General features: G+C 69.4%; 21 protein-coding genes and 1 riboswitch. Of the genes, 8 read left to right on the forward strand and 13 right to left on the reverse strand.

Going from position 1 to position 15,649, the window contains the following annotated elements; translation table 11 throughout:
- Positions 1-8: 8 nt before the first annotated feature.
- The 8 genes from AXK60_RS27805 to AXK60_RS11050 form a co-directional block, all read right to left on the reverse strand.
- Entirely contained in the window at positions 9-134 is a 126-nt protein-coding gene (locus AXK60_RS27805; protein WP_280512887.1) for a hypothetical protein, read from the reverse strand.
- Positions 135-439: 305 nt separating this feature from the next.
- Entirely contained in the window at positions 440-973 is a 534-nt protein-coding gene (locus AXK60_RS26400) for a hypothetical protein (protein WP_068571178.1), read from the reverse strand.
- Entirely contained in the window at positions 970-1,626 is a 657-nt protein-coding gene (locus tag AXK60_RS11025; RefSeq protein WP_139057891.1) for a helix-turn-helix transcriptional regulator, read from the reverse strand. Before AXK60_RS11025 ends, AXK60_RS26400 begins: the two co-directional genes overlap by 4 nt.
- Positions 1,627-1,697: 71 nt before the next feature.
- A complete protein-coding gene (locus tag AXK60_RS11030; RefSeq protein ID WP_139057892.1) occupies positions 1,698-2,009 on the reverse strand; it encodes a hypothetical protein in 312 nt (103 codons plus the stop codon).
- 109 nt (positions 2,010-2,118) lie between these two features.
- Positions 2,119-3,255: a glutamate--cysteine ligase gene (locus AXK60_RS11035; protein WP_068571181.1), complete on the reverse strand. Its 1,137-nt coding sequence runs from the start codon at positions 3,253-3,255 to the stop codon at positions 2,119-2,121.
- A 2-nt stretch (positions 3,256-3,257) separates the two neighbouring features.
- Positions 3,258-3,992: a superoxide dismutase[Cu-Zn] gene (gene sodC, locus AXK60_RS11040; RefSeq protein WP_068571182.1), complete on the reverse strand. Its 735-nt coding sequence runs from the start codon at positions 3,990-3,992 to the stop codon at positions 3,258-3,260.
- 117 nt (positions 3,993-4,109) lie between these two features.
- The gene (locus AXK60_RS11045) at positions 4,110-4,571 is read right to left on the reverse strand and encodes a LytR C-terminal domain-containing protein (RefSeq protein WP_068571183.1); all 462 of its coding nucleotides are present in this window, start codon (positions 4,569-4,571) and stop codon (positions 4,110-4,112) included.
- 19 nt (positions 4,572-4,590) lie between these two features.
- A complete protein-coding gene (locus AXK60_RS11050) occupies positions 4,591-4,917 on the reverse strand; it encodes a nucleoid-associated protein NapA (RefSeq protein ID WP_068571184.1) in 327 nt (108 codons plus the stop codon).
- Between the two features lie 175 nt (positions 4,918-5,092).
- Here AXK60_RS11050 and AXK60_RS11055 point away from each other — a divergent pair, with 175 nt between their 5' ends.
- The 3 genes from AXK60_RS11055 to AXK60_RS11065 are packed head-to-tail and all read left to right on the forward strand — an operon-like array spanning position 5,093 to position 7,058.
- Positions 5,093-5,683, forward strand: a complete 591-nt coding sequence (locus AXK60_RS11055) for a peptide deformylase (RefSeq protein ID WP_068571185.1) — start codon at positions 5,093-5,095, stop codon at positions 5,681-5,683.
- Between the two features lie 5 nt (positions 5,684-5,688).
- A complete protein-coding gene (locus tag AXK60_RS11060; RefSeq protein WP_068571186.1) occupies positions 5,689-6,582 on the forward strand; it encodes a GNAT family N-acetyltransferase in 894 nt (297 codons plus the stop codon).
- Positions 6,579-7,058 carry a DUF1990 domain-containing protein gene (locus AXK60_RS11065; protein ID WP_082777964.1) on the forward strand — a complete coding sequence of 160 codons (480 nt, stop codon included), beginning with the start codon at positions 6,579-6,581 and terminating at the stop codon, positions 7,056-7,058. Before AXK60_RS11060 ends, AXK60_RS11065 begins: the two co-directional genes overlap by 4 nt.
- On the opposite strand, the gene AXK60_RS11070 is transcribed toward AXK60_RS11065, so the two are convergent.
- Positions 7,055-7,393, reverse strand: coding sequence for a GNAT family N-acetyltransferase (locus AXK60_RS11070; RefSeq protein ID WP_068571187.1), 339 nt, complete (start codon positions 7,391-7,393; stop codon positions 7,055-7,057). The two genes, AXK60_RS11065 and AXK60_RS11070, sit on opposite strands and share 4 nt — an antisense overlap.
- A 136-nt stretch (positions 7,394-7,529) precedes the next feature.
- Between AXK60_RS11070 and AXK60_RS11075 the strand changes: the two genes are divergently transcribed.
- The 4 genes from AXK60_RS11075 (at position 7,530) to thiD (AXK60_RS11090) (ending at position 12,219) form a co-directional block, all read left to right on the forward strand.
- The gene (locus tag AXK60_RS11075; RefSeq protein ID WP_068571188.1) at positions 7,530-8,369 is read left to right on the forward strand and encodes an ABC transporter ATP-binding protein; all 840 of its coding nucleotides are present in this window, start codon (positions 7,530-7,532) and stop codon (positions 8,367-8,369) included.
- On the forward strand, positions 8,366-9,496 hold the full coding sequence (locus tag AXK60_RS11080; RefSeq protein WP_068571189.1) for an ABC transporter permease: 1,131 nt from the start codon (positions 8,366-8,368) through the stop codon (positions 9,494-9,496). Before AXK60_RS11075 ends, AXK60_RS11080 begins: the two co-directional genes overlap by 4 nt.
- A gap of 30 nt (positions 9,497-9,526) precedes the next feature.
- Positions 9,527-9,638: riboswitch (TPP riboswitch) on the forward strand.
- Complete coding sequence (gene thiC / locus AXK60_RS11085; RefSeq protein ID WP_068571190.1) at positions 9,635-11,317, forward strand: phosphomethylpyrimidine synthase ThiC; 1,683 nt, start codon at positions 9,635-9,637, stop codon at positions 11,315-11,317. (Overlaps the previous riboswitch by 4 nt.)
- A 41-nt stretch (positions 11,318-11,358) precedes the next feature.
- A complete protein-coding gene (gene thiD, locus AXK60_RS11090; RefSeq protein ID WP_425315215.1) occupies positions 11,359-12,219 on the forward strand; it encodes a bifunctional hydroxymethylpyrimidine kinase/phosphomethylpyrimidine kinase in 861 nt (286 codons plus the stop codon).
- A gap of 58 nt (positions 12,220-12,277) precedes the next feature.
- Here thiD (AXK60_RS11090) and AXK60_RS11095 read toward each other — a convergent pair whose 3' ends face one another.
- The 3 genes from AXK60_RS11095 to AXK60_RS11105 form a co-directional block, all read right to left on the reverse strand.
- Positions 12,278-12,742: an HNH endonuclease gene (locus AXK60_RS11095; RefSeq protein ID WP_068571191.1), complete on the reverse strand. Its 465-nt coding sequence runs from the start codon at positions 12,740-12,742 to the stop codon at positions 12,278-12,280.
- Between the two features lie 80 nt (positions 12,743-12,822).
- A complete protein-coding gene (locus AXK60_RS11100) occupies positions 12,823-13,236 on the reverse strand; it encodes a TA system VapC family ribonuclease toxin (RefSeq protein ID WP_175399998.1) in 414 nt (137 codons plus the stop codon).
- An 11-nt stretch (positions 13,237-13,247) separates the two neighbouring features.
- The gene (locus AXK60_RS11105; RefSeq protein ID WP_068571497.1) at positions 13,248-13,505 is read right to left on the reverse strand and encodes a hypothetical protein; all 258 of its coding nucleotides are present in this window, start codon (positions 13,503-13,505) and stop codon (positions 13,248-13,250) included.
- 123 nt (positions 13,506-13,628) lie between these two features.
- On the opposite strand from AXK60_RS11105, the gene thiD (AXK60_RS11110) reads away from it, so the two are divergent.
- The gene (thiD, locus tag AXK60_RS11110) at positions 13,629-14,492 is read left to right on the forward strand and encodes a bifunctional hydroxymethylpyrimidine kinase/phosphomethylpyrimidine kinase (RefSeq protein WP_068571498.1); all 864 of its coding nucleotides are present in this window, start codon (positions 13,629-13,631) and stop codon (positions 14,490-14,492) included.
- Here the strand turns inward: thiD (AXK60_RS11110) and AXK60_RS11115 are convergent.
- Complete coding sequence (locus AXK60_RS11115) at positions 14,458-15,639, reverse strand: AbrB family transcriptional regulator (protein WP_082777965.1); 1,182 nt, start codon at positions 15,637-15,639, stop codon at positions 14,458-14,460. The two genes, thiD (AXK60_RS11110) and AXK60_RS11115, sit on opposite strands and share 35 nt — an antisense overlap.
- Positions 15,640-15,649: the final 10 nt, after the last annotated feature.

The raw sequence follows: 15,649 nt of genomic DNA on the forward strand, positions 1-15,649 counted from the left end.
GAGCTGCCCTAGATCCGGAAGCGCCGATGTCGCAGCCGCGGAATCGGCATCAGGAGTTCCTGGCGTTCCTCAAACAGATCGAACGCGCGTACCGCGACGTGACCGATGCCGCCGACGACCTGGTCGTGCTGCACCTGGTGATGGACGACTACGCCGCCCAGAAGCACGCCGACGTCAAAAGCCTGGCTCGCGAGTCCCCCGACTCATCGTGCACTTCACCCCGACCCACGCCTCCCGGATGGATCTCGTCGAAGCCTACTTCGGGATCGTCGAACACCAAGCGACCAGCCGCGGCGTATTCACCACCGTCAAGACCTCAACACCAAGACCCGTGCCTTCATCGACAGCTGGAACCCGAGAGCCCAGTCCTTCGTCTCGACCAAAACTGCGGATCAAACCCTCGACAAGGCCAGCCGTCCAACTACTTCAAACCACGCCACTAGAATGGTCTTTCCGGTGCAGCCTGCGCGCCGCCGACCTGACTCACGGACCATCCACTGATCTCCGTAAGCCTGCCCCGCCAAAACAGCTCCACGTCGCCTTCGCGCGGGGCGGGAAAGTTTGGCCCGTACCGCACGCTGCGCAGATGCATGTACGCCGGCCGCGGGGACAGCTTCCCGGCCTCATCGTCGCCTTCGGCACTGCTGTCCTCATGGCGCTTGTAGATATCCTTGTAGTTTCCGAAGTAGTCCGCGAAGACGTTTCGGACATGGAGTTGCCTGGCCTCGGCCTCGGCCATTCCCTCGGTGTCGATCCGGAGAGCGTCTGACAGAAGGTCGAAATACCGGAACCCAGAGATGAGCAGGCCACTCACCATTCCCGACGAGGTCCAAAGGGTCAGGCCGATCTCGAATTCAGTCTCGACCATGTCGTTGACCAATGCCACAAGGTCGGCCAGCATCCAGTCGTCGTCTGGCGCCGGGTGTTGTGTAGCGACTTCGTCTGCCTGCTCGCTATCGTTCTTGCTGCTCATAGCGGTTGCTCCCGACGTGAACGCGACCAGTGGACGTGGACTGCACGCGACCCGCGGGCGGGAACTGAAGGGTCCGTTACGACTGCGGCGCGCTCTAGGAGCAGTTGGAGGAAGCCTCCCGCCCCGAAGGCGGTGTCGTCTATATCGGGTGCCGCAACGATTACGGCTGCGGACAGTGCAGTGGCAGCGCTCTGCGTAGTGGGGTCAAGCAGGTGGTAGTCGAGGATCGTGTGGTCCTCCCGGTTCGGGTACGACACCTCGTCGCCGAGCGCGTGTCCTCGGGCGTTGAGCCAGGGCTTAACCTCGCCCCACAGCCACAGGCCGCGGTCTCCAGTCAGATACGGACGAGGGAACTCGCCCGCGCGGACCCAACTGCTCACGGCCTGGCGCGTCACGCCTGCGCGACGCGCGATCTCCGCCGGTGAGACCACGTCGAGGACGGTGTGCTCCGGATGCACTCCGAGACGGCGCAGCATCGCGATCGCCTCTCGGCCGGCCGTGGCCGCCCCCACGCCCACACAAGGCACCGTCACCTCAGCAACATCCCCGATCACGCTGACGAAGGCGCCAAGCTCCTCCTCGAGGACCGACACCCGCGCATCGTCGAGGGACGTGATCGCCGCAACGGCAAACGTCACCTCGAACTCCGTCATCTCTCCAGCCATATCTCCGAGTTTCCTGACCACCGACGACGTTGTCAATTGTCAAGTAGAAGGATGCCTTGCTACCGCGGCCCCGGAATCAAGTCGTGATCGTCGGGGCACTTGTCGACGGTGCGTCGGATGTTCTTCGCGCACGAGCCGGGGAACTTCGGAGTGCCCGCGACAGACACCGCTCGCCCCAGCTGGCCCCCGCACGGACAATACAGCCGCACCCCGTGTCCCTGGTCACGGACGACCCAATCTTTGCTGAGGGCATAAAGTATCGCGTCCCCGACGCAGCGGTACTGGCCCTTGTACTTCTTGCGGATCTCCGCCGCGGAGACCTCGTCCTGAGCCATCTGCACCCCCGTGCGCAGTGCGGGGCGCCGTCCCACGTCTCCCTCGCGTTCCCTGAGCTTCAGTCGAGTATATGCGGCCAGGCACTCAAACAGCTTCTACGCAACTACCTCCGCGGGGTTAGGAGAAAAGGACTAGCGGAGCCCGCTACGGAAGGATCAGCTCGCCCGTCACGGACCGCACGACGTCGCGGTAGACGTCGGTGCTGCACACGCCATCGGCGACGGCCCTCTGCCGCTGGTAGGACGCGCCCCGGCGCGGGATCGCCGCCACTGACTCCAGTTCGCGGGAGCAGCCGAGCCGCCGGGCGATCGGGGCGAGCTGCTCGAGCAGTTCGTCCAGATCCTCGGTGACGAGCCGCTCGTTGTTGTCCGCGTCCTGGATGATGATGGCGTCGAGGCCGTAACGGGCTGCGCGCCACTTGTTCTCCTGCACGTGCCACGGCGGCAGCGTCGGCAGGGTCTCCCCCGCGTCCAGTCGCTCGTCGAGCCACACCACGAGGCAGTGGATCAGCGCGACCACCGCTTCGAGTTCCGCGAACGACGACATGCCGTCGCAGATCCGGACCTCGATCGTGCCGAGGTGGCACGCGGGCCGGATGTCCCAACGGATCTCGTTGAGGTGGTCGATGATCCCCGTGGTCTTCTGGTCGTGCACGAAGCGCTCGAACTCGCTCCACTGCTCGAACTGGAAGGGCAGGCCCGCCGTGGGCAACTGCTGGAACATCATCGCCCGGGTGCTGGCGTAGCCGGTGTCGTGGCCACCCCACATCGGCGAGCTTGCCGAGAGGGCCAGCAGGTGCGGGTAGTGGTTGAGCAGCGCCGAGATGATCGGCAGCACCTTGTCCCGGTGGTTCACGCCGACGTGCACGTGCACGCCCCAGATGAGCATCTGCCGGCCCCACCACTGGGTGCGGGCGATCAGCTCGTCGTACCGCGGATTCTCGGTGAGCTGCTGCGCGTTCCACTGCGCGAACGGATGCGTGCCGGCGCCGAAGAGATCGACGCCCATCGGGTCGGCGGTCTCGCGGACGGCGCCGATGATCGCGGCCAGGTCCGCCATGGCCTCGGCCGTGTTCTCGCAGACGCCCGTCACCACCTCGACGGTGTTGCGCAACATCTCCGAATGCACCTGCGGCGCGATGTCCGGACGGGACGCGCGGACACCGTCGAACAGCTCCCCGGCCCTGCTAACCAGGTCAGCGGTCTCCCGGTCGACGAGGGCGAACTCCCACTCGACGCCGATCGTCGGCCGCGGCGACGCCTCGAAGGCGACGGTCTCGATGACTAACCGACCTTGATCACGCCGCAGGCGATACGGCCGCCGGCGTCACCGGTGCTCAGGGTCTTCTCGTCCGGCACGGGCTGGCCCGGGACCACATTGGTGTAGCGGTCGGCCGGGATGTTGCCGAAGTTGTCGGCGCCGGCGTGGATGATCAGCGCGTTGCCGTCGGCGTTCTTCTTGATGTCCGCGAGGGTGAAGGCACCGGTGCTGGTCACCGTCTGGCCGGTGCCGTTGGCGTTGACGTAGATCGACACCAGGTCGCCCGTCATGGGGTGGCCGGTGGCGCCGGGCTTCTGCCAGTGGCCGCCGGCGGAGCCGAAGTTGGTGGCGGAGCCGGGCGCGCCGTTCTTGGCGACCGAGTTCGGCTCGCACTTGCCCACCTCGTGGATGTGCATGCCGTGGAAGCCGGCGGTCAGGCCGGTGACCCGCACGTCGATCACCACGACACCGTCCTTCTCGGTGAAGGTCGCCTTGCCGGCGCTGCTGCCGTCGGGCTTGACGAGCGAGGCCTCCGCCGAGCCGGCCGACGGGCCGCTCTCGCCGGTCGCGTCCGAACCGTGGCCGCCCTCGTTACTGGTGACCAGGCCCTGGGTCGGGACGGCCGCGCCGCTCACGACCGCCGGCGCGGTGGGGCCGGTGCCCTTCTCGGCGGGCTTCTCGTTGGTGCTGCAACCGACCAGGGCGAGGGCCGCCACCGGGAGGATCGCAAGCGGGGCGAGGAACTGACGCTTCGTCATCGATGACTCCTTATGGAACGGCTTCCTGGGCGGTGCCGCCCTGGGCTGGGTTGCCCGAATCATATCGGGGTCGGTGGCCGCTGCTGCGGACAGGACCCGTGTCGGCTCTTGGCCGACCTACTTCTTCACCACGGCGACGGCGAGGACACCGGCGCACGCCTCGAGCGCCGCCGGACGTGCCGCGGTGGTCGAGCCGGGCAGGGCGGACGCGACGGTCTTGGCGTCCGCTTCGCCGCCGTCGCCGAAGTAGACGGTGGTGGCGCGCGGGGCCGCGGGGCGGTTGGGCCACACCTCGGTCTCGGACTGGACGGTGACGCCCGCCTTCTTGAGCCTGTCCGTCGCGTCGGCGAGCGGTGCGCGGGCGACGGCGAGCAGGCACACCGTCGGCTTGGCAGCCGGGGCGGCGGTCTCGGTGGCCGTCGCCTTCAGCTTGGCCTCCTGAGCGTTCAGGGCGGCCTGCGGATCGTCGTTGCGGGTCACGAGACCGTGCACCCCGATCGCCGCAAGGATGATCGCGGCCGAGATCAGGATCATGATGATCGTCCGGATCGGCACGGCGCGGGTGTTCTGAGTGCTCACGACACTCGACTGTATCGGATCACGTGATCTCGAAGCCGAGCTTGCGCGCGGCGCGGGCCTTCTGCCGGCTCGCGCGGACGCGGCGCAGACGCTTGACGAGCATGGGGTCGGCAGCGAGCGCCTCCGGCGTATCGACCAGGGTGTTGAGCACCTGGTAGTACCGCGTGGCGGACAGGCCGAACAGCTCCTTGATCGCGTCCTCCTTGGCACCGGCGTACTTCCACCACTGCCGTTCGAAGGCGAGGATGTCGTGCTCACGCCTGGTCAGGCCGTCGTCGCCCCGCTCGTGTACGGCGTGCGCGTCAGTATTGGCCAGGTCGTGCGCGGCCGCACCGGCGCCCTCCATGCGTTCCCCTCGCATTCGGAATAACACTGCTGTAGTTCGCTTCGATCTAACCACGGCCGGCTTCACGGTGGTGGGGCTACGGGGGTGTGTCGCGGATCGACCGTGCGGAGCGTCACTCTCCGGCCCGCCTGGTGGCGCGGGTGCGGCGGCAGCGGGCCCCGACTACCGTGTTCCCATGCCTGTTCTCCCCATCGTCATCGTCGGCGACCCCGTGCTGCACACCCCCACGACGCCCGTCGAACTGGACGCGGACGGCAGGCCCTCGGCCGAGATCGTGGCGCTGCTCGACGACATGTACTCGACGATGGACGTCGCCAACGGGGTGGGCCTCGCCGGCAACCAGGTGGGCCGCGACCTGCGCCTGTTCGTCTACGACTGCCCCGACGAGGAGGCCGGCGAGCGACGCCGCGGCGAGGTCATCAACCCCGTCCTCACCACCTCGGAGATCCCCGAGACCATGCCCGACCCCGACGACGACTGGGAGGGCTGCCTCTCGGTCCCCGGCGAGTCCTTCCCGACCGGCCGCGCCGACTGGGCGAAGGTCGTCGGCACCGACCGCGACGGTCAGCGGGTCGAGATCGAGGGCACCGGCTTCTTCGCGCGGATGCTGCAGCACGAGACCGGCCACCTCGACGGCTTCCTCTACACCGACGTCCTCACGGGCCGGTACGCGCGCCAGGCGAAGAAGGCCATCAAGAAGAACGGCTGGACCGAGCCCGGGCTCACGTGGATGCCCGGCACCGTCGAGGACCCGTTCGGCCACTGAACGACGTGACTCCCCCGCCTCCGAGGCCCGGTGATCGGGTCGTCGTCCGGCGGCTGCTGCCGTCCGGGCAGGCCTCGGACGTCATCGGGACCCTCGTCTCCGACGGTGAGCCTCTCGTCGTCGAGCGCGACGGGGACCGGATCATGGTGCCCCGAGCCAACATCGTCGCCTACAAGCGCGTGCCGCCGAAGCCCGTACGGGCGAGCGAGATCCGCTCGCTCGACCTGGCTCGAGCACGGTCCTGGTGGTCGGTGGAGCGGGAGTGGATCGACGGCTGGCTGTGCCGGGCCGCACCCGGCATCGCCGGCAACCGCGCCAGCTGCGCCGCGCCACTGCACCCCGACGCGTCGCTGGAGCACCTCGCCGGCGTCCGCGCCTGGTACGCGGCCCGCGACCTCCCCGTGCACCTGACGCTCTCCGACCGACTGCTGCGCGGCGCGCGCGACCTGTCCCCCGTCGTGCAGCCGACCGACGTCCTCGTCGCGCCGAGCGGCGGCCCGGCTCCCGACGGCACCGTCGAGTTCTCCGACGATCCGAGCGCCGCCTGGCTCCGCATCACCGGGACCGCGGAGGCACTGGTGACCTCGATCGACGGGCGGGCGCGGTTCGCCTCTGTTCCGGGGCCCGACGGTGCGCCGATCGCCGCGGGCCGGCTGGCCATCACCGCCGACGCGGCCGGGAACGCATGGGGCGGGCTCGGCTCGATGGCCGTCGCACCCGAGTACCGCCGACAGGGCCTCGCGTCCCGCCTGGTGCGCGCGCTGCGCGCGGAGGCGCGCCGGGAGGGCGCCGATCGGGTGTTCCTCGAGGTCACGCACGAGAACGCGGGCGCGCAGGCCCTGTACCGGAGCCTCGGTTTCACGCCTCACCACGGCTACCACTACTGGACCGCGCCGTGACGCGACCGGACGCGCCCATCTGGGACGACGCACCGGCCGGCTACCGGCGGGCGGAGATCGTCACGACGATCGGCCACGGCGACGAGGCCTTCCGCCGCGCCGCGCATGACGTCCTGCGCTGGGCGGTGAAGACGCGCAGCGGCTTCGTCGTGTCCACGCGCGAGCCCGTTGCGCCCGGACAGCGCCTCACGGTGACGGCCACCGTCGCGGGCGTCACCGTGCGCGAACCGGTAGAGGTCGTCGAGGTGGCGCGGACCGCGGATCGGTCCGGCTTCTCCTACCGCACGCTGCCCGGCCATCCCGTGTCGGGCGAAGAGGCCTTCATCGTGCACCGCGACGGTGACGACGTGCTCCTCACGATCCGGTCGCTGACGCGGCCGGCACCGTCGGGGTTCTGGCGGCTCGCCTTCCCCGCACTTCTCGTCGCACAGCGCGTGGCGCACCGGAGGTACGCCCGCGCGCTGCGGGAGGACTAGGCGCGCGCCGCGTTGACCACGTCCTGGTACTGCGGGAACCGGGCGATGAACGAGCGCACGTAGGTGCACACGGGGATCACGTGCCGGTTCCGCGAGCGCAGGTCGTCGAGGACTCCGGACACGAGCGCACGCGCGAAGCCCTGCTTGCCGAACTTCTCCATCACGACCGTGTGCAACAGGATCACATCACCGTGGTCGGTGACCTCGTAGCCCTCGACGCCGATCAACTCGTCGCCCGACCACAGCTCGTACCGGTCGCGAACGGGATTGTCGAACAAGCGCAACGACTCCGACAGCTCCATCGTGGGCGGCGGAACCTCGACCATGTCTGCCATGAACACCTCCGTGACGTGATGCGTATCACTTCACCGTACGCCGCGGCACCGACAAGTCGGCGCTGCCGACACGACCGTGTCCCGATCGATGCGCGTTTCATGATCTCGAATCCGAAAACGCCGCTACTGTGGCCGCATGACCCTGGTCGCCCGCGGACTGTCGCGGACCTTCAAGCAGCACGTGGCCGTCGAGGACGCGACGCTCACCCTGACGCCGGGCCGGATCACCGGGCTCGTCGGCCCGAACGGCGCGGGCAAGACGACGCTCCTGCTCATGCTCGCGGGGCTGCTCCGCCCGTCGTCGGGAAGCATCGAGCTCGACGGTGCGCCCATCGCCTCCGAGGCACTGCGGCCCCGCGTCGGGTGGATGCCGGACGTGTTCGGCACGTGGGACTCGTTGACGCCCACCGAAATCCTGACCACGTTCGCGAAGCTGTACGGCGTACCGTCGGGAGAGGCCCGCACCCGCGCGCACGACCTGCTCGAGCGCGTGCACCTGACCGAGTTCGCCGACCGGCCGGCGCAGGTGCTCTCGCGCGGGCAGAAGCAGCGGCTCGGCTTCGCGCGCGCCATGGTGCACCACCCGCCCGTGCTGCTGCTCGACGAGCCGGCCTCCGGCATGGACCCGCGGTCGCGGTTCGAGCTGCGGGACTCGTTGCGCGCCTTGGCCGGCAGCGGCGTCGCGGTGCTCGTCTCCTCGCACATCCTCTCCGAGCTCGCCGAGATGGTCGACGACGTGGTGATGATGGCCCGCGGCCGCACCGAAGCCCCACCCGAGTCCACGACCAGCACCTGGCGGATCCGGCTGCTCGGTGAGCCGGCCGGCGGCGGGATCTTCGTCTCCTTCGCGACCGAGGCGGACGCCGCAGCGCACCTGAAACAGATCGTCACCGACGGTGCCGCGGTCGTCGAGTTCGCCCGCGCCACCAACGCTCTCGAGGACTCCTACTTCGCACTGGAGGCGGATCGCACATGAACGGATTCACCGCATGGTGGCGCACCGTCGGCGTCCTGGTCGGTCTCGAACTGCGGCAGCGCACCCGCGCCACGCGCTGGCGCGTCCTGCTGGGCGTGTTCTTCCTGGTCGTCAGCGCAGTCGTCTTCGGTTCGCTGTGTTTCGCCCTATCGGGGACGGAACGCACACAGTGGGCGTACGACGGGTGGAGCGAGAACCTCTACTTCATCGTCCTGGGGTTCGTCGGCTTCCTCGGCCTGGTCATCGCACCGACGATGACCGCCACATCGATCAACGGCGACCGCAAGGACGCGACGCTCGCGGTCGTGCAGGCTACGCCCGCGACCGGCCTGCAACTGGCGACGGGCAAGCTCCTCGGTGCCTGGATCGCCTCGTGCGCCCTGCTCGTGGTCTCCGCGCCATATCTGATCTGGGCCGTCGCGGAGACGCCGTACCCGATCGGCTTCTCCCTCCTCGGTATCGTCGTGGTCGCTCTACTCTTCCTCGCGTACTGCGGTATCGGACTCGGTTTCTCCGCAGTGTTCTCCCGGCCTATCGGGTCCGCCGCTGTCACCCAACTGACGACCCTGTTCCTTCTCATCGGCCTGCCCGCGATCACCGCGATGCTCACCCCCGCAACGGTCTCCACGATGGAGGCCACCCAAACTCGCTTCGTCTACAACAACAACGACAGCACCGGCCGGTGCACGGAAGTGCGGAAGCAGGTCGAGGTCACCCGCACCGAGCGGATCTGGTGGATCCTGTCCCCGAACCCCGCCGTCGTTTTCGCCGATGCGGCGGCACAGTCCGATCCCGGTCGGGACGCACGGGGGAACCGCCGCAGGTACGCCGACTACACCTCATCCCAGGGCGCTCCCGACGAGACTGCGCTCGCGACGCTCGCCGATCTGGTCTCCGATGTCCGCGTCGGGGCAGATCGGAACCACGACGAGACCTGCGCCGCGCGCTACGGAGACGACTACCCGTCCTACAGCAGAAGCTACGAGGACGATTCCCGGTACGTCGGCCACTCCTGGTACTGGGGCCTCCTGGCGAACCTGGCGCTGGGCGGGATCGGCCTGGCGATCGCGGCTCGCCGTCTTCGGGTCCCGGCCGGGAAGCTCCCGCGCGGCGTGCGCATCGCCTGACGGGGCGGAATTCATGCGTTACCCTCGGTAGCGCACACCATCGGGAGCTCGCCGCAGCGAGCTGAGAGGGCGCCTGTCGCGGGCGTCGACCGTACGAACCTGTCCGGGTAATGCCGGCGTAGGGAAGAGGAGTCCCGTATGCCTGTTTCGTCGTCCACACCTGTCTCCACCGTCACCGTCGGGCCGATCGAGGGTTCCGCCAAGCAGTACCGCACCGTCCCGGGCGTCGACGGTGACCTGCACGTCCCGTTCCGGCGCATCTCACTCACCAACGGCGATCACCACGACGTCTACGACACCTCCGGTCCGTACACGCAGTACACCGCCGAGGATCAGCTGCACGACCTGGCCGAGGGCCTGCCCAAGACCCGCGAGGGCTGGAGCAGGCCCGCCCCGGTCGACGGTGCCAGTACCCAACTCGCCTGGGCCCGTGCGGGAATCATCACCGACGAGATCCGGTTCGTCGCCGCCCGCGAGGGCATCGATCCGGAGAAGGTGCGCGAGGAGGTCGCAGCCGGTCGCGCGGTGATCCCCGCCAACCGCAAGCACCCCGAGCTCGAGCCCGCGATCATCGGCAAGGCCTTCGCGGTGAAGATCAATGCGAACATCGGCAACTCGGCCGTCACCAGCTCCATCGCGGAAGAGGTCGAGAAGATGGTGTGGGCCACCCGCTGGGGCGGCGACACCATCATGGACCTGTCCACCGGCAAGGACATCCACGAGACGCGCGAGTGGATCATGCGCAACGCGCCGGTCCCCGTCGGCACCGTGCCGATCTACCAGGCGCTGGAGAAGGTCAAGGGCGACCCGACCAAGCTGACCTGGGAGATCTTCCGGGAGACCGTGATCGAGCAGTGCGAGCAGGGCGTCGACTACATGACGGTGCACGCCGGCGTGCTGCTGCGCTACGTGCCGCTCGCAGCGAATCGCGTGACCGGCATCGTCAGCCGCGGTGGCTCGATCATGGCCGCGTGGTGCCTCGCGCATCACGAGGAGTCCTTCCTGTACACCAACTTCCGCGAGCTCTGCGAGATCCTGCGCGAGTACGACGTGACCTTCTCCCTGGGTGACGGTCTGCGCCCCGGGTCCATCGCCGACGCGAACGACGAAGCGCAGTTCGCGGAGCTGCGCACCCTGGGTGAGCTGACGAAGATCGCGAAATCCTATGGCGTGCAGGTGATGATCGAGGGACCCGGCCACGTGCCGATGCACAAGATCGTGGAGAACGTGCGGCTCGAGGAGGAGCTCTGCGAGGAGGCGCCGTTCTACACGCTCGGCCCGCTCGCCACCGACATCGCGCCGGCGTACGACCACATCACCTCGGCGATCGGCGCGGCCATCATCGCGCAGGCGGGCACGGCGATGCTCTGCTACGTCACACCCAAGGAGCACCTGGGCCTGCCCAACCGCGACGACGTGAAGACGGGCGTGATCACGTACAAGATCGCGGCGCACGCCGCCGATCTCGCCAAGGGGCACCCGGGGGCGCAGTCCCGCGACGACGAACTGTCCAAGGCCCGCTTCGAGTTCCGCTGGGTGGACCAGTTCAACCTGTCGCTGGACCCGGACACGGCACGCGAGTTCCACGACGAGACGCTGCCCGCGGAGCCGGCGAAGACGGCGCACTTCTGCTCGATGTGCGGCCCGAAGTTCTGCTCCATGCGGATCAGCGCCGACGTGCGCGCGTACGCCGAGGAGCACAACCTGGTCACGCAGGAGGACATCGACCGGCAGCTCGACAAGGAGATGGCGGCCAAATCGCAGCAGTTCGCCGACGCCGGTAACCGCGTGTACATCCCGCTGGAGACCGCGGCCCCGTGACGGAGGTCCGCGGGGTGATCGACGGCGAGCCCACAGTCGTGATCGTCGGCGCACCGTCGCGCCTGCCGACCGCACCGCGGGGCACGGCACCGCACCGGGTCCTCACCATCGCAGGGTCGGATTCCGGTGGCAGCGCTGGCATTCAGGCCGACATGCGGACCTTCGCGACCCTCGGGTTGCACGCGTGCGTGGCGATCACCGCGGTCACGGTGCAGAACAGCGTCGGGGTGCAGGACTTCCGCGGGATCGAGCCGGACGTCGTCGGGGCCCAGATCCGTTCCGTCGCGGGCGACATCGGCGTCGAGGCCGCCAAGACCGGAATGCTCGCGTCCACCGCGATCATCGAGGCGGTCGCCGCGGCGGCGGATGCGGAGGGCATCGGCAACGGCCGTGCCACTCCCCTGGTGGTCGATCCGGTGGCCGCGTCGATGCACGGCGACCCCCTCCTCGCGACGGAGGCGCTGGACGCCCTGCGCTCCGAGCTGATCCCGCGCGCCACCGTCGTGACTCCCAATCTCGACGAGGTGCGCCTGATCACCGGCATCGACGTCGTCGACGGTGACACCCAGCGCCGGGCCGCCGACGCGCTGCTCGCACTCGGTGCGCAGTGGGCCCTGGTCAAGGGCGGTCACCTGCGGGACAGTCCGGACAGCCCGGACCTGCTCACCGACGGCGCGCAGTTCGTCGCGTTCACCGCGCCGCGGGTCCCCACCGGTCACGACCACGGGGCGGGCGACACCCTCGCCGCAGCGATCACGGCCGCGCTCGCGCACGGCCGCACGGTGCCCGCAGCCGTCGAGTTCGGCAAGGCCTGGGTCACCGAGGGCCTGCGCTGGGCGTACCCGCTCGGCGCCGGCCACGGCCCCGTCAACCCGCTCTGGTCGGTCGCCCCCGGCAATTGAACACCGTTATGGAGAGGAAACCCGCAGGTCGGATTCTCCATAACGGTGTTCAATTCGGTCAGACGCCGGCGGGGCGGAAGGGCTCACGCACCAGTCGCATGCCCGCCTCCGCCGGCGTGCGGTCTGCCTTGCGGTGATTGCAGTCCGCGCAGCACGCCACGAGGTTCGACCACGTGTTGCCGCCGCCCCTCGACCGCGGGAAGACGTGGTCGATCGTGGCGTCCCGCGCACCGCAGCCGGCGTACTGGCACACGGAACCGTCGCGCCGCAGGATCTCCGACCGGCTCGCGTGATCGGCGGTGCGCCGGTAGGGAACCGTCGCGTACCGCACCAGCAGCAGAGACCTCGGCACCTCGATCTCGGTGCTCGGGGACCGCAGCACGCGCGGCGGATCGTGGGGCTCCAGCGCGTGCGCGACCTCGCGCAGGAGCATGCCCACGGCGTCCCGCCAGTGCACGACGTCGAGCGGGCTGTAGTCGGCGTTGAACACCCGCACCGGCGGTGCGGAAGCAGTCGCGTTCATCCCGCACCTCCTCTTCTCGACGTGCAAGAGTAGGCGCGGCCGCACCCCGGTTCAACGGAATTACTCGCAGCGCCACACCGCTACTGCAGCGGGTTCACCACCCGGACGTCAGGGAATCGGAGGAAGTCCCTGTCGTTCGAGTGGACCGTTGCCCGCTTCTCGATCGCGAGCGCCGCGATCTGCGCATCGGGCGTGAGATTCCCTGCGGCCTCGGCGGTTCTGAGCAGCCGCAGAGCCGTTCGGACGTGGTCTGCACCGGGGACGATACGACTGACCATCGGCCTGTCGAACCACTCGCCCACCACGTCCGCGGTGGCGTCGACCGTCATCGGGTTCTCGAGGATCCGTGGATTCGTCACGATGCGGACGAACCCGAAGATCGCCACATCGCACAGGCCCACCGGCTCATCCCCGTTCAGTGCCGCATCCCACCACCTTCGCGTGCGTTCGTGCTGCGGGTAGCCATCGATCACGGCGTACACCAGCAGATTCACGTCCGGAACGATCATCCGCGCTGCCGCCGCTCGACCAGCGCGGCGTCGTCGAGCTCATCGGCGAGGCGGTTGAGGTTCGCTCCGGTGATTTCGGGCCGCACCCGGGAACGGTGCACGGGCGTGCGATACACCTCGCCCGACGCCGGCGCGGTCCCCAGTGCTGAGCGCAAGGCGTCGTTGACGATCTGCTTCATCGACGCACGCTCCCGGTGCATCGCCTCCGCGACGAGCTCCGCGACATCGGCGTCCAGTGTGATGGTCGTCCGCATGTCCACATCATAGTGTCCGATTTCGGTGGCATCAAGATGCTTAGTAGCTGTCATGACATCCCTCCCCCTCTTCCATTGGACGCACCGGCCGACCGAACGGTTCCCGGCGCTACCCTGATGTCCATGCAGCACCTGCCCCTCCCCGGCACCGGCGAGACCCCGGTCCGGGTGATGACCATCGCCGGATCCGATTCGGGTGGGGCCGCCGGTCTCCAGTCGGACCTGCGCACCTTCGCGCTCGCGGGCGTGCACGGCACCTGCGCGATCACCGCCGTCACGGTGCAGAACAGTCTGGGCGTCACCGGTTTCCATCCGATCCCGCCCGCCACCGTCGCCGGCCAGATCCGAGCCGTGGTGGAGGACATCGGCGTCGGCGCGGTCAAGACGGGCATGCTCGCGACGGCGGAGATCATCGACGCCATCGCCGACACCGCGATCGACCTCGGCATCGGCGGGCGCCTCCCCGGCAGCGCCGACAGCGTCCCGTTCCTGGTCGACCCCGTCTGCGCCTCGCAGCACGGCGATCCGCTGCTCACCCCGGAAGCGCTGGACACGCTCCTACGCCGGCTGTTCCCGCTGGCCTGGATCGTCACGCCCAACCTCGACGAGGTGCGGCTCATCACCGGCATCGAGGTGGTCGACGAAGCCTCCCAGCGCGACGCCGCGCGCGCCCTGCACGCGCTCGGCCCGCGCTGGGCGCTGGTCAAGGGCGGGCACCTGCGCACCGCCGTCACCAGCACGGACATCCTGTACGACGGTGCCGAGTTCCTCGAGTTCGAGGCCCCGAGGCTCGACACGCGCCACGATCACGGCGCGGGCGACACGCTCGGGGCGGCCACCGTCTGCGCGCTCGCGCACGGCATGGACGTTCCCACCGCGATCGCCTTCGGCAAGGAATGGGTCACCAGGTCGCTCGCCGCCGCCTACCCCGTGGGCGCGGGACACGGCCCCGTCAACGCGTCGTGGCGTCTGCGCGAGCGGCTCTGAACCCGGACAGCCGGCTCAGTGCCCCCACCACCAGCGGCAGTGCCAGCACCACGATGATCAGCCGCAGGCTCTGCACCGTCGCGATCAGCGCCATGTTCGCCGTGGAACTGCCGGTGGCGCTGGCCACCACGGCGTTGATCCCGCCGGGTGTGGTCGCGAGGTAGGCGTCCGCCACCGACACCCCGGTCATGCGCGCGGCGGCGACCGCGAGGAGCGCCACGACCCCGCACAGCGCGACGATGCCGCCGGCGATCGCGGGCAGCAGGTGCGCCAGCCGGCGGAGCAGCCTGCGGTCGACCATCAGCCCCACCTCGAGCCCCACCACGATGAGCAGCAGCTCCTTGAACGCGCCCTGCGGCGCGAACCCGCGGGTGAGCTCCGCACCGCCGATCACGGCGGCCACCAGCATCGGACCGATCAGGCCGCCGCCGGGCAGGTGGAGCCGGCGCCCGAGCCACATCCCGGCCAGTGCGAACACGATCGCCGTGGACAGGCCCGCCACCTGGTCGCCGCGTCCCACGATCTGCAGGTCGAGGGACCAGGCCTTCGCGGGCACCGTCGCCCCGCCCGCGAGGCCGACCGCCACGAAAGGCGCCGTGGCACTGACCAACAGCACCCGGGAGTACTGCATGACGCCGACCACGTCCTTGCGTGCGCCGAGCTCGTCGCACAGGGTGACGACCGCCGACGATCCACCCGCCATGAGACCGAGTGTCGCCGTGCGCTGATCGAGATCGGCGACCCATCTGCTCAGCACCCAGGCGGCCCCGACCGACAGCACCACCGTGAGCACCGAGACCGCGAGGAAGGGCGCGAGCACCGGGCCGACGGCGCGCATCGCCTCGACGTTGAGATAGCCGCCCAGCATCACCCCGATGAAGGCCTGCGTCCACCGGGAGACCTCGGCGGGTACCGCCACCTCCCGCCCGATCGCGAGCCGCAGCACGGCACCGAGCAGCAGCGCCGCCAGCAGCGCGGGCGCCGGTACACCGATCCGGCCCATCGCCTCGGCGAGCAGCCAGGCCCCGGCCAGCACCGCCAGGTACCGCACGCCGCGCCGTCCGACGGTCCGCCGGACGCGCCCCGGTGCGGCGGCCGCCGGAGCGGAGGTCGGCGTGGTCGGCGGGGCGGTGCTCTCGACGGTCACCCCTTGTGTG

The organism is Tsukamurella pseudospumae (assembly GCF_001575195.1).
Lineage (GTDB): Bacteria > Actinomycetota > Actinomycetes > Mycobacteriales > Mycobacteriaceae > Tsukamurella > Tsukamurella pseudospumae.

Bases quoted from the DNA above. Each gene is read 5' to 3' on its own strand.
- AXK60_RS26400 (WP_068571178.1), bottom strand. From the start codon at position 973: ATGAGCAGCAAGAACGATAGCGAGCAGGCAGACGAAGTCGCTACACAA.
- AXK60_RS11025 (WP_139057891.1), bottom strand. From the start codon at position 1,626: ATGACGGAGTTCGAGGTGACGTTTGCCGTTGCGGCGATCACGTCCCTC.
- sodC (WP_068571182.1), bottom strand. From the start codon at position 3,992: ATGACGAAGCGTCAGTTCCTCGCCCCGCTTGCGATCCTCCCGGTGGCG.
- AXK60_RS11050 (WP_068571184.1), bottom strand. From the start codon at position 4,917: ATGGAGGGCGCCGGTGCGGCCGCGCACGACCTGGCCAATACTGACGCG.
- AXK60_RS11055 (WP_068571185.1), top strand. From the start codon at position 5,093: ATGCCTGTTCTCCCCATCGTCATCGTCGGCGACCCCGTGCTGCACACC.
- AXK60_RS11070 (WP_068571187.1), bottom strand. From the start codon at position 7,393: ATGGCAGACATGGTCGAGGTTCCGCCGCCCACGATGGAGCTGTCGGAG.
- AXK60_RS11075 (WP_068571188.1), top strand. From the start codon at position 7,530: ATGACCCTGGTCGCCCGCGGACTGTCGCGGACCTTCAAGCAGCACGTG.
- AXK60_RS11080 (WP_068571189.1), top strand. From the start codon at position 8,366: ATGAACGGATTCACCGCATGGTGGCGCACCGTCGGCGTCCTGGTCGGT.
- thiC (WP_068571190.1), top strand. From the start codon at position 9,635: ATGCCTGTTTCGTCGTCCACACCTGTCTCCACCGTCACCGTCGGGCCG.
- AXK60_RS11095 (WP_068571191.1), bottom strand. From the start codon at position 12,742: ATGAACGCGACTGCTTCCGCACCGCCGGTGCGGGTGTTCAACGCCGAC.
- AXK60_RS11105 (WP_068571497.1), bottom strand. From the start codon at position 13,505: ATGCGGACGACCATCACACTGGACGCCGATGTCGCGGAGCTCGTCGCG.
- thiD (WP_068571498.1), top strand. From the start codon at position 13,629: ATGCAGCACCTGCCCCTCCCCGGCACCGGCGAGACCCCGGTCCGGGTG.